Origin of the sequence: Streptomyces sp. NPDC049040 (assembly GCF_043197715.1) — a bacterium.
In the GTDB taxonomy this organism is placed as follows: domain Bacteria; phylum Actinomycetota; class Actinomycetes; order Streptomycetales; family Streptomycetaceae; genus Actinacidiphila.
The window spans coordinates 366,809-393,492 of sequence record NZ_JBICTO010000003.1; the positions used below are offsets into that span (position 1 = coordinate 366,809).

Here is a 26,684-nt window from a genome sequence, read left to right on the forward strand (position 1 = left end):
CGGGGGTTCAGCCGGTGCGGCGGAGGAGGGCCAGGTACATCGCGTCGGTGCCGTGGAGGTGGGGCCAGAGCTGGATGTCGGGGCCGTCACCGAGGGCCGGGACGCCAGCCATGAAGGGGCGCGCGTCGACCCACTCGACCCCCTCCGTACGGGCGAGTACGTCCTCCACGACGGCCCTTGTCTCGGCCCCGTGCGGCGAGCACGTGGCGTAGCCGACGACGCCGCCCACCCGCACCGCGCGTACCGCCTCGGCGAGCAGCCCCCGCTGCAGGGGCGCGAAGCCCTTCACCTCCTCCTCGCGGCGCCGCCACCGCGCCTCGGGCCGGCGGCGCAGTGCCCCCAGGCCCGTGCAGGGCACATCGACGAGCACCCGGTCGAAGGATCCCGGCGCCCAGGCCGGGTGGGTGCCGTCGGCCACGACCACCTGGTAGGGGCCGGGGTTGCCGGCCAGCGAGCGGGCCACCAGCCTCGCCCGGTGCGGCTGCTTCTCCGCGGCGACCAGCACGGCGCCGCGGCCGGCCGCGAGGCCGGCCAGCAGCGCGGCCTTGCCGCCGGGTCCCGCGCACCCGTCGAGCCACCGCTCGTCGCGGCCCTCGACCGGCACCGCGGCCAGCGCCGCGGCCACCAGCTGGCTGCCCTCGTCCTGGACGCCGGCCCGGCCCTCCCGTACCGCGGGCACCGCGGCCGGGTCGCCGCCCTCGGCGAGGCGCACCGCGTACGGCGACCAGCGGCCCGGCTCGGTCGCGCCGTCCGGCAGCGAGGCGGCGAGCTCCGCCGCGGTCGCCCTGCCGGGCCGGGCGACGAGGGTGACCTCGGGCCGTTCATTGTCGGCGGCCAGCAGGTCCTCGATGCCGGCCCGCCCGCCGCCGAGCGCGTCCCACAGCGCGGAGACGACCCAGCGCGGGTGCGAGTGGACGACGGCGAGATGCCGTTCCGCGTCCTCCTCGTACGGCGGCGCCACCTGCTGGAGCCAGCCGTCCAGGTCCTGTGCCGCCACCCGGCGCAGCACGGCGTTGACGAAGCGCGCCCGGCCCTCCCCCAGCACCACACGCGCCAGGTCGACGGTCGCCGAGACCGCCGCATGCGGGGGGATCCTGGTCGCGAGCAACTGGTGCGCGCCGAGCGCCAGCACGTCCAGGACCGGCGGGTCGACCTCGCGCAGCGGCCGGTCCACGCAGGCGGCGAGCACCGCGTCGTACGTCCCCTGGTGCCGCAGCGTCCCGTAGACGAGCTCCGTGGCGAGCGCCGCGTCGCGCCGGTCGAACTCGCGGCCCTTGTCCGCCGCCTCGCGCTCCGCGGCCCGCAGCAGCCCCGGCAGGACGAGGTTCGCGTACGCGTCCCGCTCGTCGACGGCCCGCAGCGCCTCGAACGCGAGCACCCGCACCGGGTCCTTCTGCGGGCGCCGATACGGTGTGCCCTGCGGGCGGCGCTGCCGGTCTTTCGCGTTCAATGTGCTCCGCATCCTCGTCCTCGAACCCCTCGCCAGCCTACGTCGTGGGCTCGGGCCTAATGCCCCAGCACCGTGCCGGCCGGCAGGTGGGTGCCGCGGGACCAGTCGGCGGCGGCCATCCGCTTCTTGCCCTGCGCCTGCACCTCGCCCAGCAGCACCGCGTGGCTGCCGGTGCCGACGTGCACCGCGTTCTTCCCCACCGACAGCTCGCCGGGGGCCAGGTCGGTCCGGTCGGGCACCGGCACGACGGGGCCGAGCTTGAGGCGCTCACCGCCGATCAGGGTCCAGGCGCCGGGGGCCGGGGTGCAGCCCCTGATGAGCCGGTCGACGCGCAGCGCGGGCGCATTCCAGTCGACGGCCGCGTCCTCGACGGTGATCTTGGGCGCGACGGTGATCCCCTCGGCGGGCTGCTCCCTCGCGGTGAGCCGCCCGTCCTCGATCCCGTCCATGGTGGCCACCAGCAGCCCGGCCCCGCTGACCGCGAGCCGCCCGAGCAGGTCGCCGCTGGTGTCCGCGGCCCTGATCTCCTCGGTGACGACGCCGTAGACCGGCCCGGAGTCGAGCCCCTGCTCGATCAGGAAGGTCGACGCGCCGGTGACCTCGTCACCGGCCATCACCGAGTGCTGCACCGGTGCGGCGCCCCGCCAGGCGGGCAGCAGCGAGAAGTGCAGGTTGACCCATCCGCGGGCGGGCACGTCGAGCGCGACCTTCGGCAGCAGCGCACCGTAGGCGACGACGGGGCAGCAGTCGGGGGCGATCTCCCGCAGCCGGTCGAGGAAGTCCTCGTCGCGCGGCCTGACCGGTTTGAGCACCTCGATCCCGGCGGCCGCCGCCCGTTCGGCGACGGGGCTGGCGACGAGCCTGCGCCCGCGGCCGGCCGTGGCGTCGGGCCGGGTCACGACGGCGGCGACCTCGTGCCGTCCCGAGGCGATCAGGGCGTCGAGCGCGGGTACGGCGACCTCGGGGGTGCCGGCGAAGACGAGCTTCATCGTGCGGGGTGTGCCTCTCGGATCGACGGTGTCACAGCGCACGGCCCGACGTGCCGTGCGGGGAGATCCTGACCTGCGGCGCGGGCTCCCCCGCCCACTCGGCCTCGCGGATCGCCAGCATGGCGGCGGCCCGCTGCTCGGGGTCGAGCCGGTCGACGAAGATGATGCCGTCCAGGTGGTCGGTCTCGTGCTGGATGCAGCGGGCGAGCCGCTGCGTCCCCTCGACCGTGACCGGCTCGCCGTACATGTCGACTCCGCGGGCGACGACGCCGTACGCCCGCCGGCAGTCGTAGATCAGGCCCGGCAGCGACAGGCAGCCCTCGGGGCCATCCTGCTCCTCCTCGGTCAGCGTGAGGTCCGGGTTGATCAGATGCCCGAGCTCGCCGTCCACGAAGTACGTGAACACCCGCAGCGACACCCCCAGTTGCGGCGCGGCGAGACCCGCGCCCGGGGCGGCCTGCATCGTCTCGGTCAAGTCCCTGACCAGGGTGCGCAATTCCGCGTCGAACGTCGTGACCGGCAGCGCCGCCGTGCGCAGCACCGGGTCGCCGAACAGGCGGATGGGCTTGACGGTCACGTGGCGTTTCTCCTGCCGGACGGGGGACGACTGCCGATTCTAGTTCGGCCCGCGCCAGGGGGTGCACACCCACCCGCACGCCCCCGGGGCGTGACTCCGAGGGCCGGTGGCGCGTTGGTCAAGAGAGTTTGACCCATGTCACCGTCGGTTGGAGAGGCCTGTCGATGCCCGACCACGCAACCCCTGACGCCCAGGCGCGGGCAAGTCTGCACCTGCTGGTGCGGGACATCGAGAAAGTCCGCCGGCAGGTGGATGCGCTGCGGACCCTCACCGCACAGCTGGGCAATGTGTACCGGCCGCGGCGCAGCGGCCCCACGGCCGGCTTCGTGGTCTACGGCCGCGCTCCCGCGCCCACCGTGCGGCTCGCGCAGGAGCTGCGGGACAGTGTCGAGACGCTGGTCACGGCCGCGGTCGAGTTCGACCGCTCCCTCGGCTTCTCGTGGGACGCGGTGGGCTCCGCGCTCGGGGTGACCAAGCAGGCGGTGCACCGCCGCTACGGCGGCCGGCGGCCGGCGGCGCCCCCGGTCGCCTCCGAGGAGGAGCCGATCCCCTCGGCGCCCACGGTGCCGGCGGCCCGCTCGATGCCCGCGGATCCCGTGCTGCCCAGCCCGCGCAACGGCTGAACACCTCCCGCGGGCGGCCGGTCGGCCAGGAGACGAGACCGGGCCGCGCGACGCGGCGGACGCCGGCGGCAGGACCAGGCCCGAGGGGACGATCACGGAGGTGCCCCCACCGTCTTGCGATGCACCGCGTCTGCCGCCGCACGCCGATCCGCCAGGCACCATGGGACAGCCGTCAGCCGATGTCCGTCGGGTCCAGGCGGACGGCGACCGGGTCGCCGCCGCCGCGCGCCGCCCGGGCGACCTGGCCGGTCTTGAGCGCCGCGGCCAGCGCCGTCCCGTTTCCCGGCGGCACCCGCAGGAGCAGGCGCTCCCCGCCGGACGGCGTCGGGACGGGGCCGAGCTGATCCGTACCCGGCGGCAGCCGTACCAGCGCGAGCAGCTCCGCCACCGCGGCCGCGGGACCGCTGACGGACGCCATCCGCGACACCGGCGGAAAGCGCAGCTCCGCCCGCTCGGCCAGCTCCCGCACGGCGTGCCCCGCCGGGTCCCAGCGCACCAGCGCCTGCACCGGCCGCAGCGTCGGTTCCGCGAGCACCAGCACGGTGCCGCCCTCCCCCGCGGGACGCACCAGCGCCGCGGCCGCCGCCCAGCGGCGCAGCGCCTCCTCGCCGGCTCGCAGGTCCGGCCTGCTGAGCAGGGCCCAGCCGTCGAGCAGCAGCGCGGCGGCGTAGCCGGGGCCGTCCGCCACCGGCTCCGCGCCGGGTGTGGCGATGACGAGCGCGGGGGCGGAGCCGACCGAGGCCAGCACGGTGTCGCGCCCCGAGGTCCGCACCGGCACCCGGGGAAAGGCCCGGCCCAGCTCCTCCGCGGTGCGCCGGGCACCCACCACCTGGGCCCGCAGCCGGAACCCGCCGCACTCCTGGCAGTGCCAGTCCGCCGCGGGCCGGCCGCACCAGCCGCAGGAGGGTGTGCCGCCCTGCTCCCGCAGCTCAAGCGGGCCCGCGCAGGCGGCACATCTGGCCGCCGCACGGCAGGAGTCGCAGGCGAGCCTCGGCACGTAACCGCGCCTGGGCACCTGGACGAGGACCGGGCCGTGGGCGAGGGCGTCGCGGGTGACCTGCCAGGCGAGCGACGGCAGCCGGGCGGCTCGGGCGGCGGCGTCCCTTGCCTGGTCGGCGTCGCCGACGGTACGGATCAGCGGGGCCGCGGCACGTACCTCCTCGCGGGCGGCGGCCAGCGGCAGCGCCCAGCCGCTGTCCACGAGCTGGGCCCCCTCGACGGTGCCGGTGAGGCCGCCGAGCAGGAAGGCGGTGCGTTCCTCGGCGGCCCGCAGCAGCAGCACGTCCCTGGCGTGCGGCTGCGGGGCGTGCGGTTCCGCGTGGCTGGAGTCGCCGTCGTCCCAGAGGGCGACGAGGCCGAGGTCGGCGACGGGTGCGAACATCGCCGCCCGGGTGCCGACGACCGCGCGGACCGCGCCGCGGCTGACCGCGAGCCAGCGGCGGTAGCGCTCCTCGGGCCCCGCGTCGGCGGTGAGCATGACGTGGTGGCCGTCGCCGAGCAGGTCGGTCAGGGCGGCGTCCGCCCGGGCCACGGAGCGCCCGTCGGGCAGTACGGCGAGGGCGCCGCGCCCCGAGGCGAGGGTGGCGGCCATGGCCCGGGCCAGTTCCGCGGGCCAGTGCGGCCCCGGCAGGGCGAGCCACACGGCCCGGGGGGTGTCGCCGCGGGCGAGGGCCTGGAGGTAGCCGGGTCCGGTGGCGTAGCGCGTCCAGCTGCCTGGTTCTGGGGCGGTGGGCGCGGGCAGCGGCTCGGGCGAGGGGTCGCGCTCGGCGCGGGCCATCCGGGGCGGCACCGCGAGCTGGACGACGTCGGCGAGGGCGCCCGCGTAGCGGTCGGCGACCTGGCGGCACAGGGCGAGCAGCGCCGGGGGCAGGACGACTTCGGCGGACAGCACCTGGGCCAGCGGGGCGAGCGGGCCCGCGTAGTCGCTCTCCGCGCGGCGCTCGACGATGAAGCCGTCATGGAGGGTGCCGCCTTCACGGCGTCCCTTGACGACCCGGGCGCCGAACCGGACGCGGACCCTGACGCCCGGCCGGGCGTCGGCGTCCATCGCGGCCGGGACCGCGTAGTCGAAGAACTGGTCGAGGTGGAGCAGCCCCTTGTCCACCAGGACGCGGGCGACGGGCAGCCCTTCGGCCAGGGGCGCTCCGCGCCAGGTCCGCGGCTTGGCTTTGCGCGCGGTGGCGCGGATCAGAGCGAGCTGCTCGGCCGCAGGGGGGTCTTCGTCGCTCACCGTCCGATTCTTACAGACCCGTCCGACAACCCCGGGTCCGTCACCGGCCGCCCTGGCACCGCGCGGCCTGCCGGTGCCAGGGCGGCCGGACGCGGTTCCCCGCGCCGCCGAGAGCCCCCCTCTCGCGAGGGGCGGGCCGGTCGGGGGCGGGGAACGGCGTGCGGGGCCAGGGGCTGTCTCAGATGCCCGCGGCGGTGCGGAGCGCGTCGACGCGGTCGGTGCGCTCCCAGGTGAAGTCGGGCAGCTCGCGGCCGAAGTGGCCGTAGGCGGCGGTCTGGGCGTAGATCGGCCGCAGCAGGTCGAGGTCGCGGATGATCGCGGCCGGGCGCAGGTCGAAGACCTGGCCGATGGCCTGCTCGATCTTCTCGACGTCGACGTTCTCCGTGCCGAACGTCTCGACGAAGAGACCGACGGGCTCGGCCTTGCCGATGGCGTAGGCCACCTGGACCTCGCAGCGGGCGGCGAGCCCGGCGGCGACGACGTTCTTGGCGACCCAGCGCATGGCGTAGGCGGCGGAGCGGTCGACCTTGGACGGGTCCTTGCCGGAGAAGGCACCGCCGCCGTGGCGGGCCATGCCGCCGTAGGTGTCGATGATGATCTTCCGGCCGGTCAGGCCCGCGTCACCCATCGGGCCGCCGATCTCGAACCGGCCGGTGGGGTTGACCAGCAGCTTGTAGCCCTCGGTGTCGAGCTTGATGCCGTCGTCGAGGAGTGCCTTGAGCTCGACCTCGACCACGAACTCGCGGATGTCGGGTGCGAGCAGCGACTCCAGGTCGATGTCCGAGGCGTGCTGCGAGGAGACCACGACGGTGTCGAGCCGGACCGCCTTGTCGCCGTCGTACTCGATGGTGACCTGGGTCTTCCCGTCGGGGCGCAGATACGGGATGGTGCCGTTCTTGCGGACCTCGGTGAGGCGCCTGGAGAGCCGGTGGGCCAGGGTGATCGGCAGCGGCATCAGCTCGGGCGTCTCGTCGGACGCGTAGCCGAACATCAGGCCCTGGTCGCCCGCGCCCTGCTTGTCGAGCTCGTCGTCGGTCTCGGCGCCCTCGACCCGCTTCTCGTAGGCGGTGTCGACGCCCTGGGCGATGTCGGGGGACTGTGCGCCGATGGACACCGAGACGCCGCAGGAGGCGCCGTCGAAGCCCTTCTTGGACGAGTCGTAGCCGATGTCGAGGATCTTGTTGCGCACCAGGGTGGCGATGTCCGCGTACGCGGTGGTCGTCACCTCGCCCGCGATATGCACCTGGCCGGTGGTGATCATCGTCTCCACGGCGACCCGGGATGCGGGGTCGGCCGTCAGGAGTGCGTCGAGGATCGTGTCGCTGATCTGGTCAGCGATCTTGTCTGGGTGGCCCTCGGTGACGGACTCCGAGGTGAAGAGGCGGCGGGACACATCGCTCCCTGGGGTTGCAGCGGCTGCTGGCTGAATCTTGGCGGAGTGCACAGGGCTGCGCCCGGCACTCCGCGGCCAGTTTATCGGTCGCGTCGCGCGGGCGGACACGGCATCTCGTTCCTTGGATATGCCGACTCCCGCCCCGGCGGGTCCCGTGGTACGACGATCGGACCCGCAGAAGTACCCTATAGGGTGATTTGCCCGTTTCGTTACGCCCGACCGGGGGATTTCCGTTCTGCGCCTGCCGGAAGCCTGGCCGCGACCAGGTCCCACACCGTGTCGGCGAGCGCCTCCTTGGGCCCGTACGGCACCCCGGTCTCGCTGCCGTCCGCGCCGAGCACCACCGCCTCGTTGTCCTCGCTGCCGAAGGCGCGGTGCTCCCCCACCTCGTTGACCACCAGCAGGTCGCAGCCCTTGCGGGCGAGCTTCCTGCGGCCGTTGGCGAGCGCGTCGTCGGTCTCGGCGGCGAAGCCGACGACCACCTGGCCGGCGCGCGGCCGGTCGGCCGACAGCTCGGCGAGGATGTCGGCGTTGCGGGTCAGGGCCAGCGGGGCGGGCTCCTCGCCGTCCTTCTTCTTGATCTTGCCGGTGACGTAGGCCGCGGGGCGGAAATCGGCCACCGCGGCGGCCATCACGACCGCGTCGGCGTCGGCGGCGGCCGCAAGCACGGCCTCGCGCATCTGGGCCGCGGTGCCCACCGGCAGCACGTCGGCGCCCGCCGGGTCGGGCAGCGAGGTGTTGGCGGCGACCAGGGTCACCCGGGCGCCGCGGGCCACCGCGGTACGGGCCAGCGCGTAGCCCTGCTTGCCCGATGAGCGGTTGCCGAGGAAGCGGACCGGGTCGAGGGGCTCCCGGGTGCCGCCCGCGCTGATCACCACATGGCGTCCCGCCAGGTCCCGCGGTTGGTCCCCGCGGGCCATGACCCGGCGGCACACCTCGTGGATCTCGGCCGGGTCGGGCAGCCTGCCCTTGCCGGTGTCGACACCGGTGAGCCGGCCCACCGCGGGCTCGACCACCACGGCGCCGCGGCGCCGCAGGGTGGCGACGTTCTCCTGGGTCGCGGGGTGCTCCCACATCTCGGTGTGCATGGCCGGGGCGAAGACCACCGGGCAGCGGGCCGTGAGCAGGGTGTTGGTGAGCAGGTCGTCGGCCAGGCCGTGCGCGGCCCTGGCGAGCAGGTCGGCGGTGGCGGGCGCGACGACCACCAGGTCGGCGTGCTGCCCGATCCTGACGTGCGGCACCTCGTGGACACCGTCCCAGACCCGGGTGGAGACGGGGTGGCCGGACAGCGCGGACCAGGTGGCCTCGCCGACGAAGTGCAGCGCCGAGTCGGTGGGCACCACCGTGACGTCGTGTCCCGACTCGGTGAGCCGGCGCAGCAGCTCGCAGGCCTTGTACGCGGCGATGCCGCCGCCCACCCCGAGCACCACCCGTGGCCTGCCCTGCGCCACGTGCCCGCCGTCAGCCTCGCGCGTCATCGTCTCTCCCGCCGGTGTCGAAGGAACCGCTCGTCCCATGACACACCACAGGCCCGGCGGTCGCGCCGCCGGGCCTGTGGTGTGATGCCGTACGAAGTGCCGTACGGGATGTCGTACGAGCGCGGGGCTCAGTGCGCGGGGGCCTCCACGGCCTCGGAGGTCAGCAGACCCGCGTTGATCTCGCGCAGCGCGATCGAGAGCGGCTTCTCGTGGACGTGGGTGTCCACCAGGGGGCCGACGTACTCCAGCAGGCCCTCACCGAGCTGGGAGTAGTACGCGTTGATCTGGCGGGCGCGCTTGGCCGCGTAGATCACCAGGCTGTACTTCGAGTCGGTGGCTTCGAGCAGCTCATCGATCGGCGGGTTGATGATGCCCTCGGGCGTGGTGATGGAAGAGGACACGCTCTACCTACCCCTACTGATTGGATGATGCCGGCCAGGACCGCGCCGGCAAGGACGAACACAGATGGTTCAGACAATCTCCATCAAGGCTAGCAGCTCACGCGCCACGTCCTCGACGGAGGTGTTGACGAGGGTCCGGTCGAACTCGGACTCGGCCGCCAGCTCGATCCGGGCCGCGGCCAGCCGCCGCTCGATCACCTCGGGCGACTCGGTGCCGCGGCCGGTGAGCCGGCGCACCAGCTCGTCCCAGCTGGGCGGGGCGAGGAAGACCAGATGCGCGTCGGGCATCGACTCGCGGACCAGCCGGGCGCCCTGGAGGTCGATCTCCAGCAGCACGGGTTCCCCGGCGCTGAGCTTGTCGAGTACCGCACGGCGGGGCGTGCCGTAGCGGTTGCCGGCGAATTCGGCCCACTCCAGCAGTTCGCCGTTGGCGACGAGTTTGTCGAACTCGTCGTCGTCGACGAAGAAATACTGCACACCGTGCTGTTCGCCGGGGCGCGGCTTGCGGGTGGTCGCCGACACCGAGAGCCATACCTCGGGGTACACCGTGCGCAGATGGGCGACGACCGTGCTCTTGCCGACCCCCGAGGGGCCGGAGAGCACGGTCAGCCGCGGACGTCTGACCGGGGGGGCCGGGGCGGCCCCCTGCGAAGCGAGGGGGCGGGTGGCCCCCCGGGAGACTGCAGAGCTCATGGAGCGATTATCCCTGGTTCCCGGACGTGCCGGGACCTCAGGCGGGCGTACCGCCGAACTCGCGCTCCAGGGACGCGATCTGGTTCGAGCCAAGACCGCGCACTCGCCGGCTCTCGGAGATGCCGAGCCGTTCCATGATCTGCTTGGCGCGCACTTTCCCGACACCGGGAAGGGACTCGAGCAGGGCGGAGACCTTCATCTTGCCGATGACGTCGTTCTCCTGGCCTTGCTTGATGACCTCGTGCAGGGAGGCGCCGGAGTGCTTGAGCCGGTTCTTGACCTCGGCGCGCTCCCGGCGAGCCGCGGCGGCCTTTTCGAGCGCGGCAGCGCGCTGTTCGGGGGTAAGGGGCGGAAGAGCCACGCCTACGTCACCTCGGATGTAGAGCAATCGGATATGGACCGTGTGAAACACACTCGCCCCGCACCTGCGGAACGAAGAGCCGCGCGGGTGAACTGCGCGCTCCTGTCGGAGACTAGCGGTCCGGACGGCTCAAGTCAGCGAGAACAGTCGAAAAGTCCTGGTCAGCCTTGATCCGAGGGGATATTTGGGACAAAGCGGAACAGCTCGCAGGCCCAATCCCGCAGGTGGTTGAAAGCGGCCCTTTTTCGGTTCGGTATTCGACCGTATTACCGGAGGGTATTACCGCACTATTGCCCCGCCCTTCCGGCCTTCGGAAGATCGCTTCAGCCCCCGCCGAAGGCCCTTCGCACGTCGTCGGCGTATCGGAGCGCCGCCTCGCGCAGCGCGCGCGGGTCGGGACCGTGCCTGAGCACCCCGCGGCTCACGCTCGGCAGCACATTGCCGAGCACATCGCCGAAGACGCCGGGAAGGTCGGCGGGCGTCGCGCCCTGGGCGCCGACGCCGGGGGCCAGCAGCGGACCGTTGACCGCCAGGCCCGCGCCGGCCTCGCCGAGGGTCGCGCCGACGACTGCGCCGACCGAGCCCAGCGGGTCCGCGCCGGCGTTCTCCGCCCTGATGTCGTCGAGCATCAGCTGCGCCACCTGCCGGCCGTCGGCTGCCCTGGCACGCTGCACCTGGGCGCCCTCCGGATTCGAGGTCAGGGCCAGCACGAAGACGCCGGCGCCCGAGATCCGCGCCGCGTCGAGCGCGGGGCGCAGCGAGCCGAAGCCGAGGTAGGGGCTGACGGTGAGGGCGTCGCTGAACAGCGGCGAGTCCTTGTCGAGGTACGTGGCGGCGTACGCGGCCATCGTCGAGCCGATGTCGCCGCGCTTGGCGTCCATCAGCACCAGCGCGCCCGCCTGCCGCGCCTGGGCCACCGCACGCTCCAGGACGGCGACGCCGCGCGAGCCGAAGCGCTCGAAGAACGCGGACTGCGGCTTGAAGACCGCGACCTGCTCCCCCAGCGCCTCCACCACGGTCATGGTGAAGCGCTCCAGGCCCGCGACGCCGTCGCCGAGGCCCCAGTCGGCCAGCAGCGAGGCATGCGGGTCGATGCCCACGCACAGCTGCCCGCGGGTGTCCATGGCGCGGCGCAGCCGCGCGCCGAAGGGCTCCGGGTGCTCGGTCGTCATGAGGTGGCCTTCCTGGTGTCGGCGCCGACGGCGTCGGCGAGGGTGGCGTACGGGCTCGCCGCCAGCCGGGCGGCGAGGCCCTTGTGGACCGCGCGCATCCAGAAGGGCCCGCGGTAGATGAAGGCGCTGTAGCCCTGTACGAGGGTGGCACCAGCCAGGATGCGCTGCCAGGCGTCCTCGGCGTCCTCCACCCCGCCGACGCCGACCAGGGTGATCCGGTCGCCGACCCTGGCGTACAGCCGCCGCAGCACCTCCAGCGAGCGGTCCTTCAGGGGCGCGCCCGACAGGCCGCCGGTCTCCGCGGTCCTCGCCGGGTCCGCGGTCAGGCCGAGGCCGTCGCGGGCGATCGTGGTGTTGGTGGCGATGATGCCGTCGAGCCCCAGCTCCACGGCGAGGTCCGCGACCGCGTCCACGTCGCCGTCCGCGAGGTCGGGCGCGATCTTGACCAGCAGCGGCACCCGGCGCTCGGTGACCGTGCGGTCGGCGGCCTCGCGCACGGCCGCGAGCAGCGGCCGCAGGGCCGCGGTGGCCTGGAGGTTGCGCAGCCCCGGGGTGTTCGGGGAGGACACGTTGACGACCAGGTAGTCGGCGTACCGGGCGAGCCGCTCGGCCGAGGCGACGTAGTCCTGTACGGCTTCGTCCTCGGGGACGACCTTCGTCTTGCCGATGTTGACGCCGACGGTGGTCGGGAAGACGGTACGGCGCGCGCCGAGGCGGGCGGCCACCGCGGCGGACCCGTCGTTGTTGAACCCCATGCGGTTGATCAGCGCGCGGTCCTCCACCAGCCGGAAGAGCCGCGGGGCCGGGTTGCCCGGCTGCGGCTGCGCGGTGACGGTGCCGATCTCGACATGGTCGAAGCCGAGCATGGACATGCCGTCGATCGCGACGGCGTTCTTGTCGAAGCCGGCGGCGAGGCCGAAGGGGCCGCTCATCTCCCGCCCGAAGGCGACGATCCGCAAGGCTGCCCGCCGCGGGGCAGCCACGGCTCTCACCAGCGCCCGCACCCCGGGGACCCGGGCGGCGACCCGGATCCACCTGAAGGCCAGGTGGTGTGCCTTCTCGGCGTCCATCCTCCGGAAGACCAGCCGGAAAAACAGCTCGTACATGCCCTCGCCTTGTCTCGTGCCTTCCGGCTTCCCACCGGTTTCCATCCCCCGCGTTCGCCGGGGCACCGGCAGGGTCCGCCCCGAGGCAAAGCCCCGCGGGCAGAGCTGCGCGGAGCCGGGCGGCCCGGCCGGCGGTCCGTAGCCGACCGGGCCGCCCCGCGAGCCGCCGGCTGCCCGCGCCGGAGGGCCCGGCCCTCGCGGCCACCGACCCGGCCGCGGGGCACCGACCGCCCGCCGCCGCTCCGCGGCCGCGAACCCCATCCCGAGGCCCCCCTGCCGCAGGCGGAACGGCACGGCCGCTCCGCCCGGTTGCGCTACTCCGCGCGGCTGGCGGTCAGCCGGGCAGCATGCTCCTGCAGGGAGCACACCCCGATACCGCCGGAGGTCAGGGCATCGATGCCCTGCACCGCCGCCGCCAGCGCCTGGACCGTGGTCAGGCAGGGGACGCCGCGGGCCACGGCGGCCGTACGGATGTCGTAGCCGTCGAGCCTGCCCCCGGTGCCGAAGGGGGTGTTGACGATCAGGTCGACCTCGCCCTCGTGGATGAGGGTCACCACGGTCGGCTCCCCGGCGGGCCCGACCCCTTCCGACTGCTTGCGCACGACCCGCGCCGGGATCCCGTTGCGGCGCAGTACCTCCGCGGTGCCCGAGGTGGCCAGGATCTCGAAGCCGTGCTCGATCAGCGCGCGGGCCGGGAAGATCAGCGCGCGCTTGTCGCGGTTGGCGACCGAGACGAAGGCGCGCCCCTTGGTGGGCAGCGCCCCGTACGCGGCGGCCTGCGACTTGGCGTAGGCGGTGCCGAAGACGGCGTCTATGCCCATGACCTCGCCGGTGGAGCGCATCTCGGGGCCGAGGATGGTGTCGACCCCGCGGCCCTGGACGTCGCGGAAGCGGCTCCAGGGCAGCACGGCCTCCTTGACGGAGATCGGTGCGTCCAGCGGCAGGGTCCCGCCGTCGCCGGTGGCGGGCAGCATGCCCTCGGCGCGCAGTTCCGCGACGGTCGCGCCGAGCGAGATGCGGGCCGCGGCCTTGGCGAGCGGCACCGCGGTCGCCTTGGAGGTGAAGGGCACCGTGCGGGAGGCGCGCGGGTTGGCCTCCAGCACGTAGAGGATGTCACCGGCCAGCGCGAACTGGATGTTGATCAGGCCCTGGACCCCGACACCGCGGGCGATGGCCTCGGTGGAGGCGCGCAGCCGCTTGATGTCGTGGCCGCCCAGCGTGATGGGCGGCAGCGCGCAGGCGGAGTCGCCGGAGTGGATGCCGGCTTCCTCGATGTGCTCCATGACGCCGCCGAGGTAGAGCTCCTGGCCGTCGAAGAGGGCGTCCACGTCGATCTCGATGGCGTCGTCGAGGAAGCGGTCGACCAGGACCGGGCGGTCGGCACCGATCTCGGTGGACTCGGCGATGTAGGACGCCAGACGGGTCTCGTCGTAGACGATCTCCATGCCGCGGCCGCCGAGCACGTACGAGGGCCGCACCAGCACCGGGTAGCCGATCTCGTCGGCGATGGCCTTGGCGCCGGGGAAGGAGGTGGCGGTGCCGTGCTTGGGCGCGGGCAGTCCGGCCTCGGCCAGCACCCGGCCGAAGGCGCCGCGGTCCTCGGCGAGGTGGATGGCCTCGGGCGAGGTGCCGACGACGGGCACGCCGTTGTCCTTGAGCGCCTGGGCGAGGCCGAGCGGGGTCTGGCCGCCGAGCTGCACGATGACGCCCGCGACGGGTCCCGCCAGGGTCTCGGCGTGCACGATCTCCAGCACGTCCTCCAGGGTGAGCGGCTCGAAGTAGAGCCGGTCGGAGGTGTCGTAGTCGGTGGAGACGGTCTCGGGGTTGCAGTTGACCATCACGGTCTCGTACCCGGCGTCGTGCAGCGCGAAGGAGGCGTGCACGCAGGAGTAGTCGAACTCGATGCCCTGGCCGATCCGGTTGGGTCCCGAGCCGAGGATGATCACGGCGGGCTTGCCGCGGGGCGCGACCTCGCTCTCCTCGTCGTAGGAGGAGTAGAAGTACGGGGTGTCGGCGGCGAACTCGGCGGCGCAGGTGTCGACGGTCTTGTAGACCGGGCGGATGCCGAGCGCGTGCCGCACCTCGCGGACGACCTCCTCGCGCAGGCCCCTGATGCCGGCGATCTGGGCGTCGGAGAAGCCGTGCCGCTTGGCGTCGGCGAGCAGTTCGGGTTCGAGCCGGTCGGCGGCGGCCAGCGCCTCGGCGTGCTCGTGGATCAGGAAGAGCTGGTCGACGAACCACGGGTCGATCCTGGTGGCGGTGAAGACCTCCTCCTGGGTCGCGCCGGCCCTGATCGCGGACATCACGGTGTTGATCCGGCCGTCGGTGGGGACGGCGGCCAGTGCCAGCAGTCCGGCCTTGTCGCCGACCGGGCTGACGAAGTCGAACTGCGAGCCCTTCTTCTCCAGCGAGCGCAGCGCCTTGTTCAGCGCCTCGGTGAAGTTGCGGCCGATGGCCATCGCCTCGCCGACGGACTTCATGGTGGTGGTGAGGGTCGCGTCGGCGGCGGGGAACTTCTCGAAGGCGAAGCGCGGCACCTTCACGACCACGTAGTCGAGGGTGGGCTCGAAGGACGCCGGGGTCTTCGCGGTGATGTCGTTGGGGATCTCGTCGAGCGTGTAGCCCACGGCGAGCCGGGCGGCGATCTTGGCGATCGGGAAGCCGGTGGCCTTGGACGCCAGCGCCGAGGAGCGGGACACCCGGGGGTTCATCTCGATGACGATGATCCGGCCGTCGTCGGGGTTGACGGCGAACTGGATGTTGCAGCCGCCGGTGTCGACGCCGACCTCGCGGATCACCGCGATGCCGATGTCGCGCAGCCTCTGGTACTCGCGGTCGGTGAGCGTCATCGCGGGCGCGACGGTGATGGAGTCGCCGGTGTGGACGCCCATCGGGTCGAAGTTCTCGATGGAGCAGACGACCACGACGTTGTCGTGCTTGTCGCGCATCAGCTCCAGCTCGTACTCCTTCCAGCCGAGGATGGACTCTTCGAGCAGCACCTCGGTGGTCGGTGAGAGGGTCAGGCCCTGGCCCGCGATACGGCGCAGCTCCTCCTCGTCGTGGGCGAAGCCGGAGCCGGCGCCGCCCATGGTGAAGGAGGGGCGGACCACGACGGGGTAGCCGCCGAGGGTGTCGACGCCGGCCAGCACGTCGTCCATGGAGTGGCAGATCACCGAGCGGGCGGACTCGCCGTGGCCGATCTTCGCCTTGACGGCCTCGACCACGCCCTTGAACAGCTCGCGGTCCTCGCCCTTGTTGATGGCCTCGACGTTGGCGCCGATCAGCTCGACGCCGTATTCGGCCAGGGTGCCGTCCTCGTGCAGCGAGATCGCAGTGTTCAGCGCGGTCTGGCCGCCGAGGGTGGGAAGCAGCGCGTCGGGGCGCTCCTTGGCGATGATCTTGGCGACGTACTCGGGGGTGATGGGCTCGACGTAGGTGGCGTCGGCGATCTCCGGGTCGGTCATGATCGTGGCCGGGTTGGAGTTGACCAGGACGACCCGCAGGCCCTCGGACTTCAGCACCCGGCAGGCCTGGGTGCCGGAGTAGTCGAACTCGGCGGCCTGGCCGATGACGATCGGACCCGAGCCGATGACCAGAACGGACCGGATGTCGGTGCGCTTAGGCACGCTGGGCCTCCATGAGCTCGATGAAGCGGTCGAACAGGTACGCGGCGTCGTGCGGGCCCGCGGCGGCCTCGGGGTGGTACTGCACGCTGAAGGCGGGCCGGTCGAGCAGCCGCAGCCCCTCCACCACCTGGTCGTTGAGGCAGACGTGGCTGACCTCGGCGCGCCCGTAGGGGGTGTCGCTGACGCGGTCGAGCGGGGCGTCGACGGCGAAGCCGTGGTTGTGCGCGGTGACCTCGACCTTGCCGGTGCTGCGGTCCTGCACGGGCTGGTTGATGCCGCGGTGGCCGTACTTGAGCTTGTAGGTGCCGAAGCCGAGCGCCCGGCCCAGCAGCTGGTTGCCGAAGCAGATCCCGAACAGCGGGGTGCTGCGCGCCAGCACCTCCTGGATGACGCTGAGGTCGGCGGTGGCGGGGTCGCCGGGGCCGTTGGACAGGAAGACGCCGTCCGGGGCGACCGCGTAGACGTCCTCGACGGTCGCGGTCGCGGGCAGGACGTGCACCTCGATGCCGCGCTCCGCCATCCGGCGCGGAGTCATGCCCTTGATGCCGAGGTCGAGGGCGGCGACGGTGAAGCGTTTGGTGCCGATGGCGGGGACGACGTACGGCTGCTCGGTGGCGACCTCGGCGGACAGGTCGGCGCCGGTCATCTCGGGGGCCTGCAGGACCCGGGTGAGCAGGGCGTCCTCGTCGGCGAGCGCGTCGCCGGAGAAGATGCCGACCCGCATGGCGCCGCGTTCGCGCAGGTGCCGGGTCAGCGCGCGGGTGTCGATGCCGCTGATGCCGACGACGCCCTGCGCGGCGAGTTCGTCGTCGAGGGAGCGCCGGGAGCGCCAGTTGGACGGGACGCGCGCGGGGTCGCGTACGACGTAGCCCGCGACCCAGATGCGCGAGGACTCGGGGTCCTCGTCGTTGACGCCGGTGTTGCCGACGTGCGGGGCGGTCATGACGACCACCTGCCGGTGGTACGAGGGGTCGGTCAGCGTCTCCTGGTAGCCGGTCATGCCGGTGGAGAAGACCGCCTCGCCGAAGGTCTCCCCCACCGCTCCGTAGGCGCGGCCGCGGAAGGAGCGGCCGTCCTCCAGGACGAGTACGGCGGGCGTCGTGGCCGCCCGGGTGGAGGTCGTCATTGTGCGCCTTCCTTCTCGTGTTGCCTTGTGCCCGGCCTGGTGCCGGTGAAGGCGACGACGCTGTCGCCACTGAGCCGGTTGATCTGCTCGACCCACGCGGGGTGGTCGGCGGCCCGGTCGGACCGGAAGCCGGAGTCGATGAGGGTGCCGCCGTGCTCCCACGTGACGACCAGCAGGCCGCCCTCGGTGAGCACCTTCCCCGCGATGCCCTTGTCCAGCCGTGCGCCGCGCAGGGCGGCGACGGGCACGAAGAAGCCGGGGGCGCCGGTGCGGTCCACGTCGAGGCCCTGCTCGGTGAGGGTCAGCTCGGCCCTGCTGCGGACGCCGAGGCCGTGGGCGACGATCCGGTCGAGCCACTGCCCCGCGGTGGTGCTGCCGTGGTAGCGGCCGTCCGCCGTGAGCAGGGCGGGGCCCGCGGCCTCGGGGGCCTGCGGGAGGGCGGGCAGGCCGCCCTGGAGGGTGCGGCGCCACTGCCAGCCCTGCCGCATCAGCCAGTAGACCAGGCCGACGACCAGCAGCAGGCCGACGATCCAGCCGATCCTGTCGGTCCAGTCGGTGACCTTCGCCGAGTGCTTCCCGCCGTCCTGTGCTGCGGCGAGCGCGGCTGCGAGCTGTGTCCGAGGTGTCATGTGAGCTTCCCGTCCATGACCGTCGCGTGGCCCCGCAGGAAGGTGGCGACGACGCGGCCCGGCAGCTCGCGGCCCGCGTAGGGGGTGTTGCGGCTGCGGGAGGCGAAGCCCGCGGGATTGACGACTCCACGGTATGCGGGATCGAGCAGCACCAGATTCGCGGGCTCGCCGGCGGCGATCGGGCGGCCGTGCCCGGCGAGCCTGCCGATGGCGGCGGGGCGGGCGGACATCCGGTCGGCGACGCCCGCCCAGTCCAGCAGGCCGGTGTCGACCATGGTGTGCTGGACCACGGACAGCGCGGTCTCCAGGCCCACCATTCCCATGGCGGCCGCGGCCCACTCGCAGTCCTTGTCCTCGTGCGGGTGCGGGGCGTGGTCGGTGGCGACGCAGTCGATGGTCCCGTCGGCGAGCGCCTCGCGCAGCGCGATGACGTCGGCCTCGGTGCGCAGCGGCGGGTTGACCTTGTAGACCGGGTCGTAGGAGCGGACCAGCTCGTCGGTCAGCAGCAGGTGGTGCGGGGTGACCTCGGCGGTGACGTCCCAGCCCTTGGACTTGGCCCAGCGGACGATCTCGACGGAGCCGGCGGTGGACAGGTGGCAGATGTGCACCCGGGAGCCGACGTGCGCGGCGAGCAGCACGTCGCGGGCGATGACCGACTCCTCGGCGACCGCGGGCCATCCGGTCAGGCCCAGCTCGCCGGAGACGGTGCCCTCGTTCATCTGGGCGCCCTCGGTGAGCCGCGGCTCCTGGGCGTGCTGGGCGACGACCCCGTCGAAGGCCTTCACGTACTCCAGGGCCCTGCGCATGATGACGGCGTCGTCCACGCACTTGCCGTCGTCGGAGAAGACCCGCACCTGGGCGGCCGAGTCGGCCATCGCGCCGAGCTCCGCGAGCTGCCTGCCCTCCAGTCCGACGGTGACGGCGCCGACCGGCTGGACGTCGCAGTAGCCGGACTCGCGGCCGAGCCGCCAGACCTGCTCGACGACGCCCGCGGTGTCGGCGACCGGGAAGGTGTTGGCCATCGCGTGCACGGCGGTGAAGCCGCCGGCCGCGGCGGCGCGGGTGCCGGTGAGCACGGTCTCGGAGTCCTCGCGGCCGGGCTCGCGCAGATGGGTGTGCAGGTCGACGAGGCCGGGCAGCAGGATGTGGCCGGCGGCCTCCACGACCGTGGCGCCGGGCGCTTCGAGGCCTGTGCCCACCGCGGTCACGGTCCCGCCGCCGATCAGCACGTCCTGGGCTTCGCCGCCGAGGATCTTCGCCCCGCGGATCAGGGTGTCGCTCATGATTACTTGCTCTCCTCGGTGCGGGCGCTGTCGGATCGGTCGGTGCTGATGGCCGGCTCCGAGCCGCCGAGCAGCAGGTAGAGCACCGCCATCCGGGTGCTGACGCCGTTGGCGACCTGCTCGACCGCGGTGCAGCGCGGGGAGTCGGCGACCTCCGCGGTGATCTCCATGCCGCGGTTCATCGGGCCGGGGTGCATGACGATGGCGTGCTCGGGCAGTACCGCCATCCGCTGGCCGTCGAGGCCGTAGCGGCGGGCGTACTCGCGCTCGGTGGGGAAGTAGGCGGCGTTCATCCGCTCGCGCTGCACCCTCAGCATCATCACCGCGTCGGACTTGGCGAGCACGGCGTCGAGGTCGTACGACACCTCGCAGGGCCACTGCTCGACGCCGATCGGCAGCAGCGTGGGCGGGGCCACCAGGGTGACCCTGGCGCCGAGGGTGGTCAGCAGCAGGACGTTGGAGCGGGCGACCCTGCTGTGCAGGATGTCGCCGACGACGGTGACCCGGCGGCCGTCCAGGTCGCGGCCGACGCCCGAGAGGTGGCGGCGCATGGTGAAGGCGTCGAGCAGCGCCTGGGTGGGGTGCTCGTGGGTGCCGTCGCCCGCGTTGACGACGGAGGCGTTGATCCACTCGGAGGTGGCCAGCCGGTGCGGGGCGCCGGAGGAGTGGTGCCTGATGACGACGGCGTCGGCGCCCATCGCCTCCAGGGTCAGCGCGGTGTCCTTCAGGGACTCGCCCTTGGAGACCGAGGAGCCCTTGGCGGAGAAGTTGATCACGTCGGCGGACAGCCGCTTGGCCGCCGCCTCGAAGGAGATGCGGGTCCTCGTCGAGTCCTCGAAGAACAGGTTGACGACGGTGCGGCCGCGCAGGGTGGGCAGTTTCTTGATCGGCCGGTCGGCGACGCGGGCCATCTCCTCCGCGGTGTCGAGGATCAGCAGGGCGTCGTCACGGGTGAGGTCGGCGGCCGAGATCAGGTGGCGCTTCATCGGGGTCTCCGGGGGGTGCTGGGGCCTGGCGGGGCGGGCGGAGGGCATGCGGCGGCGCAGGACCCCGTGCGGGGTCCTGCCGGGGCCGGGCTAGTCGTCCGCTGCCGTGCCGGCGCGCGCGCCGGGATCCCGCTGGCCGAGCAGGACGCTGTCGCGTCCGTCGTTCTCGGTGAGCAGGACCTTGACGGTCTCGCGCTGCGAGGTCGGGAGGTTCTTGCCGACGTAGTCGGCCCTGATCGGCAGCTCGCGGTGGCCGCGGTCGACCAGGACGGCGAGCTGCACCGCGCGGGGGCGGCCGATGTCGTTGAGCGCGTCGAGGGCGGCCCTGATGGTGCGGCCGGAGAAGAGCACGTCGTCGACCAGGACGACCAGCCGGCCGTCGATGCCGTCGCCGGGGATGTCGGTCGTCGCCAGCGCCCGCGGCGGGTGCAGCCGCAGGTCGTCGCGGTACATGGTGGTGTCGAGCGAGCCGACGGCGGCCTCGCGGCCGGTGATCTCGGCGAGCTTGCCGGCCAGCCGGCGGGCCAGGAAGACCCCTCGGGTGGGGATTCCGAGCAGCACCACGTCGTCGGCGCCCTTGGCGCGTTCGACGATCTCGTGGGCGATGCGGGTCAGGACGCGGGCGATGTCGGGTGCTTCGAGCACCGGGCGGTCCTGCGATTCTGCTGTCGTGCGGTCTTCGACCATGGGCCGGGGACCTCCTTCCCCGCCTCACGGGACGGGCGTTAAAGGACGTCTTGGGTACGGCTTCACGGTATCAGGTGCCGCAGACCGCCCAGGTCAGGGACCGGTCGGACCCTTTCGGCTTGACTAGCACGGATTACGCTGCGTAACCTCACAGTGAGTCACCGAGTTTCCGTCCGGGGAGCCATATGTCCAGCGATTACGCCAAACAGCTCGGAGCCAAGCTCCGCGCCATCCGCACGCAGCAGGGCCTTTCTCTGCACGGTGTCGAGGAGAAGTCCCAGGGCCGCTGGAAGGCAGTGGTCGTGGGGTCGTACGAGCGCGGCGACCGTGCCGTGACCGTGCAGCGCCTCGCCGAGCTCGCCGATTTCTACGGCGTGCCCGTGCAGGAACTGCTGCCGGGTACGACTCCCGGCGGGGCCGCAGAGCCGCCGCCGAAGCTCGTGCTCGACCTCGAGCGCCTTTCCCAGGTCCCGCCGGAGAAGGCCGGGCCGCTGCAGCGCTACGCGGCCACCATCCAGAGCCAGCGCGGCGACTACAACGGCAAGGTGCTGTCGATCCGGCAGGACGATCTCCGTACCCTCGCCGTGATCTACGACCAGTCGCCGTCGGTCCTCACCGAGCAGCTCATCGGCTGGGGTGTGCTCGACGCCGACGCCAGGCGGGCGGTCCAGCACGAAGAGGGCTAGCGCCCGGCTTTGTCCGCACACTTGCAGAAACGTCCCGCCGCCCGGGGCGGCGCCCCCGTAGGCCCGGGGTGCCGCCCCGGGCGGCCCTTTTTCCGCCCGGAGCCGCCGGCGGTCGCGGACCCAGGGCGCGAAGGGGCGCCCCCTCCCCCGGCCGGAGGGAGAGGGGGCACGCCCGTTCAGCGGGGCGGGGCCGGGGCGTAGCCGCGGGGGTGTGCGGTGAAGACCCCGCGGCCCTGCGTCCGGCTGCGCAGGGCCCCTGCGTAGCCGAACAGCTCGGCCAGCGGCACCGTCGCCGAGACGACCGTGCCGCCCGCCTGGGCGACCGAACCCGACACCCGGCCGCGGCGGGCCGCGAGATCGCCCAGCACGCCGCCGACGCAAGACTCCGGCACGGTCGCCGTGACCTCGACGACCGGCTCCAGCAGCTGCATCGTGCCCGCCCGCAGCGCCTCCTGGAGGGCGAAGCGGCCGGCCGTGCGGAAGGCCATCTCCGAGGAGTCCTTCGGATGGGTGGCACCGTCGGTCAGCGTGACCCGCACCCCGGTCACCGGGTGGCCGCCGAGCGGTCCCTCGACCAGTGCGTCCCGGCAGCCCGCCTCGACCGCCCGCACGTACTCGCGCGGCACCCGCCCGCCGGTCACGGTGGACGCGAACACGAACTCCTCCTCCCCCGCGGCAGCGGCATGCGGTGCCACGTCGATCACGACGTGCGCGAACTGCCCGGCCCCGCCGTCCTGCTTGACGTGCCGGTGGACATGCCCGGTCACCCCGCGCAGCACGGTCTCCCGGTAGGCGACCTGCGGGCGGCCGACGGCGACCTCCAGCCCGTGGGCGCGGCGGATCTTCTCCACCGCGACCTCCAGGTGCAGCTCGCCCATGCCGGCCAGCACCAGCTGGCCGGTCTCCCGGTCGGTGCGCACCGCGAGCGACGGGTCCTCCTCGACCAGCCGTGCCAGTGCGGCGACCAGCCGCTCGGTGTCGGCGTTGCGGCCGGCCTCGACCGCCACGGAGACCACCGGCTCCGCCACCGTCGGCGGCTCCAGGACCAGCGGGGCGCCCGGCGCGCACAGCGTGGCACCGGCGCGTGCGGCCTTGGGCCCGACGACGGCGACGATGTCGCCGGCGACGGCCTGGTCGAGCTCCGCGTGCCGGTCGGCTTGGACCCGCAGGATGCGGCCGATCCGTTCGTTCCCGCGCCTGCCCGCGTCCAGCACGGTGTCCCCCTTCCGCAGCGTTCCCGAGTAGATCCGCAGGTACGTCAGCCGCCCGGTGGCGGTCGCACTGACCTTGAACACCAGCCCGGCGAAGGGCGCCGCCGGGTCGGCGGGCCGCTCGGCGGGCAGGTCGCCCGCCATGCCGCTCACCGCCGGGACGTCCAGCGGCGACGGCAGGTAGGCGGTGACGGCGTCCAGCAGCGGCTCGACACCGCGGTTGCGGTAGGCCGAGCCGCACAGCACCACCACGGCCTCGCCGCCGCGGGTGAGGTCGCGCAGCGCCGCGGACAGCGTCGCCGCGGTGACCGGCGTGCCCGAGCAGAACTCCTCGAGCACGGCCGGGTGCAGTTCGGCCACCGCCTCCTCCAGCAGCCGGCGGCGGCGCCGCGCCTCGGCCAGCAGGTCGTCCGGCACGTCGCCCTCGGCGTACGCGTCGGCGCCGTCGGCCCAGACGAGCGCGCGCATCCCGATCAGGTCGACCACGCCGGTGAAGCCGTCCTCGCGCCCGATCGGCAGCTGCACCACCAGCGGTACGGTGTGCAGCCGCCGCCGGATGGAGTCGACCGCGGTGTCGAGGTCGGCGCCCGCCCGGTCCAGCTTGTTGACGAAGGCGATCCGCGGGACGCCGTACCTGTCGGCCTGGCGCCACACCGACTCGCTCTGCGGTTCGACGCCCGCGACGGCGCCGAAGACCGCGACGGCGCCGTCGAGCACCCGCAGCGAGCGCTCCACCTCGTCGGCGAAGTCGACGTGCCCCGGCGTGTCGATCAGGTTGATCCGGTGGCCGTCCCAGGCACAGCTGACGGCTGCCGCAAAGATGGTGATGCCACGGTCGCGCTCCTGCTGGTCGAAGTCGGTGACGGTCGTGCCGTCGTGGACCTCACCGCGCTTGTGGGTGGCGCCGGTGAGGTAGAGGACCCGCTCGGTGACGGTGGTCTTGCCCGCGTCCACGTGGGCGAGGATGCCGATGTTGCGGACGGCGGCGAGCGGGGTGGCGGTCTGGCGGTCGTGGGTGCTGCGCACGGCCCTGGGCCTTTCGGGTGATCAGGGAAGAGGGCGGGCGCGATTCCCCGTGCACACCGGGCCCCTGGCCGCAGGCGGACAGGCCTGCGGTCGGGTGGGGCGGGATGCGTCAGGGGGTCCGGGGCCGGCCGCGCAGCCGGCGCCGGAGGCGCGAAGACACCAGGATCACCTTGTGCCGCGACGGGGGGACGACAGCAGCGGTGCGCTCGCGCACGGCCGGCTCCCCTCACTCGTCGATGCGCGCGCCGCACGGACCCGAAGTCCCCGGCGCGCGATTCCAGGCCAGAGCGTAGCGGACAGCGCCGGCCGGGGCAGCCGGTTTTCCGCCGCGGGGCGCGGTCAGCCGGCGTAGAGGCGGGAGACCACCTCGGGCAGCAGACGCTCCGTCAGGGGTGCGGGCAGCGACTGGAGTACGGCCAGCACCGGCGCCATCCGCTGCGGGAGGGCGCCGTCGGCGCCGACCCCCGCGACCTCCAGGGCGAGTGCGACCTCGGCCGGGCCGAGGGTGTCGGGATCGAGGGCCGCGGCGACCTCCGCGATGCCGGGGTCGGCGGTGGCCGGGCCGAGGGCGCGCGCCCGGTCGACCGCGGCGGCGAGTTCGGCGAGCAGGTCCGCGATCCTGGCCGGGTCGGCGACCGCGGCGGTCACCGTCAGGTGGAGGTTGGCGGGCGAGCCGGCGAAGGCGGGCTGCGGCTGGAGGTACCAGCCGCGTGTCCGCATCTCGTCGGCGACGACGAAGGGGTCGACCGCCGGGGCGTCGGCGGCTACCGCCACCAGCGAGGCGCCGGGCTCGCCGAGCACCCGCAGCCCGTCGATCCGGCCGATGCCGTCCACCAGCAGCCGGGTCGCCTGGTGCACCCGCCGGGCCAGCTCGACGTAGCCGGCGGTGCCGACCCTGTGCAGCACCGCCCAGGCGGCGGCGAGCGGTCCCGCGGACTTGGTGCCCTGGAGGGTGGCGTTGACCACGGGGTAGCCGGGCCAGGAGGCGTGCGCGAACCAGCCGTGCCTGCGCAGCTCGGCGTCCCGGAAGAGCAGGACGGAGGCGCCCTTGGGGGTGTAGCCGTACTTGTGCAGGTCCACCGACAGCGAGCTGACGCCCGGTACCGCGAGGTCGAAGGGCGGTGGCGGCGCGATGCCGTCGGCGAGCCTGCGGTGACCGAGGTACCAGCCGCCGATGCACGCGTCGACGTGGCACAGCACGTCCCGCTCGGCGGCGGCCGCCGCGATCTCCCGGACCGGGTCGACGACGCCGTGCGCGTAGGAGGGTGCGGAGGCCACCACCAGGGCGGTGCGCGGAGTGAGGGCGGCGGCGACGTCTCCCGGCCGCGCCCGGAAGGTGCGGGGGTCGACGGGGACGGTGACCGCGGTCAGCCCGAAGAGGGCCGCGGCCTTGTGGAAGGCGGCGTGCGCGGTCTGCGGCAGCACGATCTCGGGCGCGGTGACCCCGCGGGTCCTCGCGGCGTGCTCGCGGGCGGTGAGCACGGCGAGCAGGCAGCTCTCCGTGCCGCCGCTGGTGAAGGTGCCCGCGGTGCCGGGGCCGCCGCCGAGCAGCCGCGCGGCCTGCCGGACGATGTCGTTCTCCAGCGTGACGACGCTGGGGAAGGCGGTCATGTCCAGGCCGTTGACGCCCGCGAAGGCGGCGTGCGCGCGGGCGGCCAGCTCGTCGAGTCCGGCGAGCCCGGAGTCGTAGACGTACGCCATGGTGCGGCCGCCGTGCACCGGCAGGTCGGCGGCCCGCAGCTCACCGAGCCGGGCCAGGATGGTGTCGTCGCCGCCGGGCGCCGCCGCTTCACTCATGCGGCGGAATCTAGGCCAGGACCCGCGGCAGACACCAGGCCCGAAGCAGAATATTGTTCAACTTCTGCTGTCGGGCCTGGTCGGAGGCAGTACGGCGCGGCCTGGGGACGTGTCCTGGGGACCGCCCTCAGCGCGGCAGGGTCGGCTTGAGTTCCAGCAGCCGGCCGAGCAGGCCGTTCACGAACGACGGGGACTCCTCGGTGGAGAACTCCTTGGCGAGCTGCACCGCCTCGTCCAGCACCACCGCGTCCGGGACGTCGTCCTCCCAGATCAGCTCGTACGCCCCGAGCCGCAGCAGGCTGCGGTCCACGACCGGCATGCGGTCCAGCGTCCAGCCCACCGCGTGCGTGGACAGCAGGTCGTCGATCGGCTCGGCGTGCGCCGTGTACCCCTCGACCAGCTGCATCGTGTACTCGGTGACCGGCGGCTGCCGGTCGTCGGTCCGGGCGAGCCGGATCCAGTCCGCCATGACGGTCACCGGGTCTGCACCCCGCTGTTCCGCCTCGAAGAGGATCTGGAAGGCGCGCTTGCGGGCCTTGTTCCGGGCAGCCACGGTTAGCTGTTCACCCGGCCGAGGTAGTCGCCCGTGCGGGTGTCGACCTTCACCTTTTCACCCGTGGTGATGAACAGCGGGACGCCGATCTCGTAGCCCGTCTCCAGCCGCGCCGGCTTGGAGCCGCCGGTGGAGCGGTCGCCCTGCACGCCGGGCTCGGTGTACTCGATGACCAGCTCGACCGAGGCGGGCAGCTCGATGTACAGCGGCGCGCCCTCGTACATCGCGACGACGGCCTCGAAGCCCTCGAGCAGGTAGTTGGCGGCGTCGCCGACGACCTCGGGGGTGACCGTGATCTGGTCGTAGGTCTCGGTGTCCATGAAGACGAAGTCGGCGCCGTCCTTGTAGGAGAACTGCATGCCGCGCTTGTCGACGTTGGCGGTCTCGACCTTCACACCCGCGTTGAAGGTCTTGTCGACGACCTTCCCGGAGAGCACGTGCTTCAGCTTGGTGCGCACGAAGGCGGGGCCCTTGCCGGGCTTGACGTGCTGGAACTCGACTACGGTCCAGAGCTGGCCGCTGTCGAGCTTGAGCACGAGGCCGTTCTTGAGGTCGTTCGTGGTGGCCACGGTTGCGGAATCTCCTGAGAGTGCTGCTTCGG

The 26,684-nt window shown here is 73.4% G+C and carries 23 protein-coding genes; 2 read left to right on the forward strand and 21 right to left on the reverse strand.

Annotated features, from left to right (window positions below):
• Positions 1 to 7: 7 nt before the first annotated feature.
• From ACGFMP_RS10795 to def, 3 genes are read right to left on the reverse strand one after another with little or no spacing between them, the layout of a single operon-like run.
• Positions 8 to 1,462 carry an RsmB/NOP family class I SAM-dependent RNA methyltransferase gene (locus tag ACGFMP_RS10795; RefSeq protein WP_393671730.1) on the reverse strand — a complete coding sequence of 485 codons (1,455 nt, stop codon included), beginning with the start codon at positions 1,460 to 1,462 and terminating at the stop codon, positions 8 to 10.
• Between the two features lie 44 nt (positions 1,463 to 1,506).
• The gene (fmt, locus tag ACGFMP_RS10800; protein ID WP_393671732.1) at positions 1,507 to 2,439 is read right to left on the reverse strand and encodes a methionyl-tRNA formyltransferase; all 933 of its coding nucleotides are present in this window, start codon (positions 2,437 to 2,439) and stop codon (positions 1,507 to 1,509) included.
• 31 nt (positions 2,440 to 2,470) lie between these two features.
• Positions 2,471 to 3,016 carry a peptide deformylase gene (gene def, locus ACGFMP_RS10805; RefSeq protein ID WP_393671733.1) on the reverse strand — a complete coding sequence of 182 codons (546 nt, stop codon included), beginning with the start codon at positions 3,014 to 3,016 and terminating at the stop codon, positions 2,471 to 2,473.
• Positions 3,017 to 3,180: 164 nt separating this feature from the next.
• Between def and ACGFMP_RS10810 the strand changes: the two genes are divergently transcribed.
• Positions 3,181 to 3,639, forward strand: coding sequence for a hypothetical protein (locus tag ACGFMP_RS10810; protein ID WP_393671735.1), 459 nt, complete (start codon positions 3,181 to 3,183; stop codon positions 3,637 to 3,639).
• 172 nt (positions 3,640 to 3,811) lie between these two features.
• Here ACGFMP_RS10810 and ACGFMP_RS10815 read toward each other — a convergent pair whose 3' ends face one another.
• The 14 genes from ACGFMP_RS10815 to pyrR form a co-directional block, all read right to left on the reverse strand.
• Complete coding sequence (locus tag ACGFMP_RS10815; protein ID WP_393671736.1) at positions 3,812 to 5,869, reverse strand: primosomal protein N'; 2,058 nt, start codon at positions 5,867 to 5,869, stop codon at positions 3,812 to 3,814.
• A 178-nt stretch (positions 5,870 to 6,047) separates the two neighbouring features.
• Positions 6,048 to 7,262: a methionine adenosyltransferase gene (gene metK / locus ACGFMP_RS10820; RefSeq protein WP_393671738.1), complete on the reverse strand. Its 1,215-nt coding sequence runs from the start codon at positions 7,260 to 7,262 to the stop codon at positions 6,048 to 6,050.
• A gap of 209 nt (positions 7,263 to 7,471) precedes the next feature.
• A complete protein-coding gene (gene coaBC, locus ACGFMP_RS10825) occupies positions 7,472 to 8,740 on the reverse strand; it encodes a bifunctional phosphopantothenoylcysteine decarboxylase/phosphopantothenate--cysteine ligase CoaBC (RefSeq protein ID WP_393671740.1) in 1,269 nt (422 codons plus the stop codon).
• A gap of 128 nt (positions 8,741 to 8,868) precedes the next feature.
• The gene (gene rpoZ / locus ACGFMP_RS10830) at positions 8,869 to 9,141 is read right to left on the reverse strand and encodes a DNA-directed RNA polymerase subunit omega (protein WP_033174507.1); all 273 of its coding nucleotides are present in this window, start codon (positions 9,139 to 9,141) and stop codon (positions 8,869 to 8,871) included.
• 69 nt (positions 9,142 to 9,210) lie between these two features.
• The gene (gmk, locus tag ACGFMP_RS10835; protein ID WP_393671741.1) at positions 9,211 to 9,834 is read right to left on the reverse strand and encodes a guanylate kinase; all 624 of its coding nucleotides are present in this window, start codon (positions 9,832 to 9,834) and stop codon (positions 9,211 to 9,213) included.
• 37 nt (positions 9,835 to 9,871) lie between these two features.
• On the reverse strand, positions 9,872 to 10,195 hold the full coding sequence (locus ACGFMP_RS10840; protein ID WP_073502779.1) for an integration host factor: 324 nt from the start codon (positions 10,193 to 10,195) through the stop codon (positions 9,872 to 9,874).
• A gap of 323 nt (positions 10,196 to 10,518) precedes the next feature.
• A complete protein-coding gene (pyrF, locus tag ACGFMP_RS10845) occupies positions 10,519 to 11,367 on the reverse strand; it encodes an orotidine-5'-phosphate decarboxylase (protein ID WP_393671743.1) in 849 nt (282 codons plus the stop codon).
• Positions 11,364 to 12,473, reverse strand: coding sequence for a quinone-dependent dihydroorotate dehydrogenase (locus ACGFMP_RS10850; RefSeq protein ID WP_393671744.1), 1,110 nt, complete (start codon positions 12,471 to 12,473; stop codon positions 11,364 to 11,366). The genes pyrF and ACGFMP_RS10850 overlap by 4 nt, the downstream gene beginning before the upstream one ends.
• 314 nt (positions 12,474 to 12,787) lie before the next feature.
• The gene (gene carB / locus ACGFMP_RS10855; protein WP_393671745.1) at positions 12,788 to 16,099 is read right to left on the reverse strand and encodes a carbamoyl-phosphate synthase large subunit; all 3,312 of its coding nucleotides are present in this window, start codon (positions 16,097 to 16,099) and stop codon (positions 12,788 to 12,790) included.
• The gene (gene carA, locus ACGFMP_RS10860; protein ID WP_393671746.1) at positions 16,092 to 17,225 is read right to left on the reverse strand and encodes a glutamine-hydrolyzing carbamoyl-phosphate synthase small subunit; all 1,134 of its coding nucleotides are present in this window, start codon (positions 17,223 to 17,225) and stop codon (positions 16,092 to 16,094) included. The genes carB and carA overlap by 8 nt, the downstream gene beginning before the upstream one ends.
• The gene (locus tag ACGFMP_RS10865; protein WP_393671747.1) at positions 17,222 to 17,854 is read right to left on the reverse strand and encodes a hypothetical protein; all 633 of its coding nucleotides are present in this window, start codon (positions 17,852 to 17,854) and stop codon (positions 17,222 to 17,224) included. The genes carA and ACGFMP_RS10865 overlap by 4 nt, the downstream gene beginning before the upstream one ends.
• Complete coding sequence (locus ACGFMP_RS10870; protein ID WP_393671748.1) at positions 17,851 to 19,137, reverse strand: dihydroorotase; 1,287 nt, start codon at positions 19,135 to 19,137, stop codon at positions 17,851 to 17,853. The genes ACGFMP_RS10865 and ACGFMP_RS10870 overlap by 4 nt, the downstream gene beginning before the upstream one ends.
• Before the next feature lie 2 nt (positions 19,138 to 19,139).
• Positions 19,140 to 20,123, reverse strand: coding sequence for an aspartate carbamoyltransferase catalytic subunit (locus tag ACGFMP_RS10875; RefSeq protein ID WP_393671749.1), 984 nt, complete (start codon positions 20,121 to 20,123; stop codon positions 19,140 to 19,142).
• Positions 20,124 to 20,213: 90 nt separating this feature from the next.
• Positions 20,214 to 20,810, reverse strand: a complete 597-nt coding sequence (gene pyrR / locus ACGFMP_RS10880) for a bifunctional pyr operon transcriptional regulator/uracil phosphoribosyltransferase PyrR (protein WP_393671750.1) — start codon at positions 20,808 to 20,810, stop codon at positions 20,214 to 20,216.
• 185 nt (positions 20,811 to 20,995) lie between these two features.
• Between pyrR and bldD the strand changes: the two genes are divergently transcribed.
• Positions 20,996 to 21,496, forward strand: a complete 501-nt coding sequence (gene bldD, locus ACGFMP_RS10885; RefSeq protein ID WP_033174517.1) for a transcriptional regulator BldD — start codon at positions 20,996 to 20,998, stop codon at positions 21,494 to 21,496.
• A 176-nt stretch (positions 21,497 to 21,672) separates the two neighbouring features.
• Here bldD and fusA read toward each other — a convergent pair whose 3' ends face one another.
• From fusA to efp, 4 genes are all read right to left on the reverse strand, one after another.
• Positions 21,673 to 23,733 carry an elongation factor G gene (fusA, locus tag ACGFMP_RS10890; protein ID WP_393671751.1) on the reverse strand — a complete coding sequence of 687 codons (2,061 nt, stop codon included), beginning with the start codon at positions 23,731 to 23,733 and terminating at the stop codon, positions 21,673 to 21,675.
• Between the two features lie 339 nt (positions 23,734 to 24,072).
• Positions 24,073 to 25,530 (reverse strand): pyridoxal phosphate-dependent decarboxylase family protein, encoded by a 1,458-nt coding sequence (locus ACGFMP_RS10895; protein ID WP_393671752.1) that lies wholly within the window; start codon positions 25,528 to 25,530, stop codon positions 24,073 to 24,075.
• Between the two features lie 127 nt (positions 25,531 to 25,657).
• Positions 25,658 to 26,083 carry a transcription antitermination factor NusB gene (gene nusB, locus ACGFMP_RS10900; RefSeq protein ID WP_393671753.1) on the reverse strand — a complete coding sequence of 142 codons (426 nt, stop codon included), beginning with the start codon at positions 26,081 to 26,083 and terminating at the stop codon, positions 25,658 to 25,660.
• Positions 26,084 to 26,085: 2 nt separating this feature from the next.
• Entirely contained in the window at positions 26,086 to 26,652 is a 567-nt protein-coding gene (efp, locus tag ACGFMP_RS10905; protein ID WP_393671754.1) for an elongation factor P, read from the reverse strand.
• Between the last annotated feature and the right edge of the window lie 32 nt (positions 26,653 to 26,684).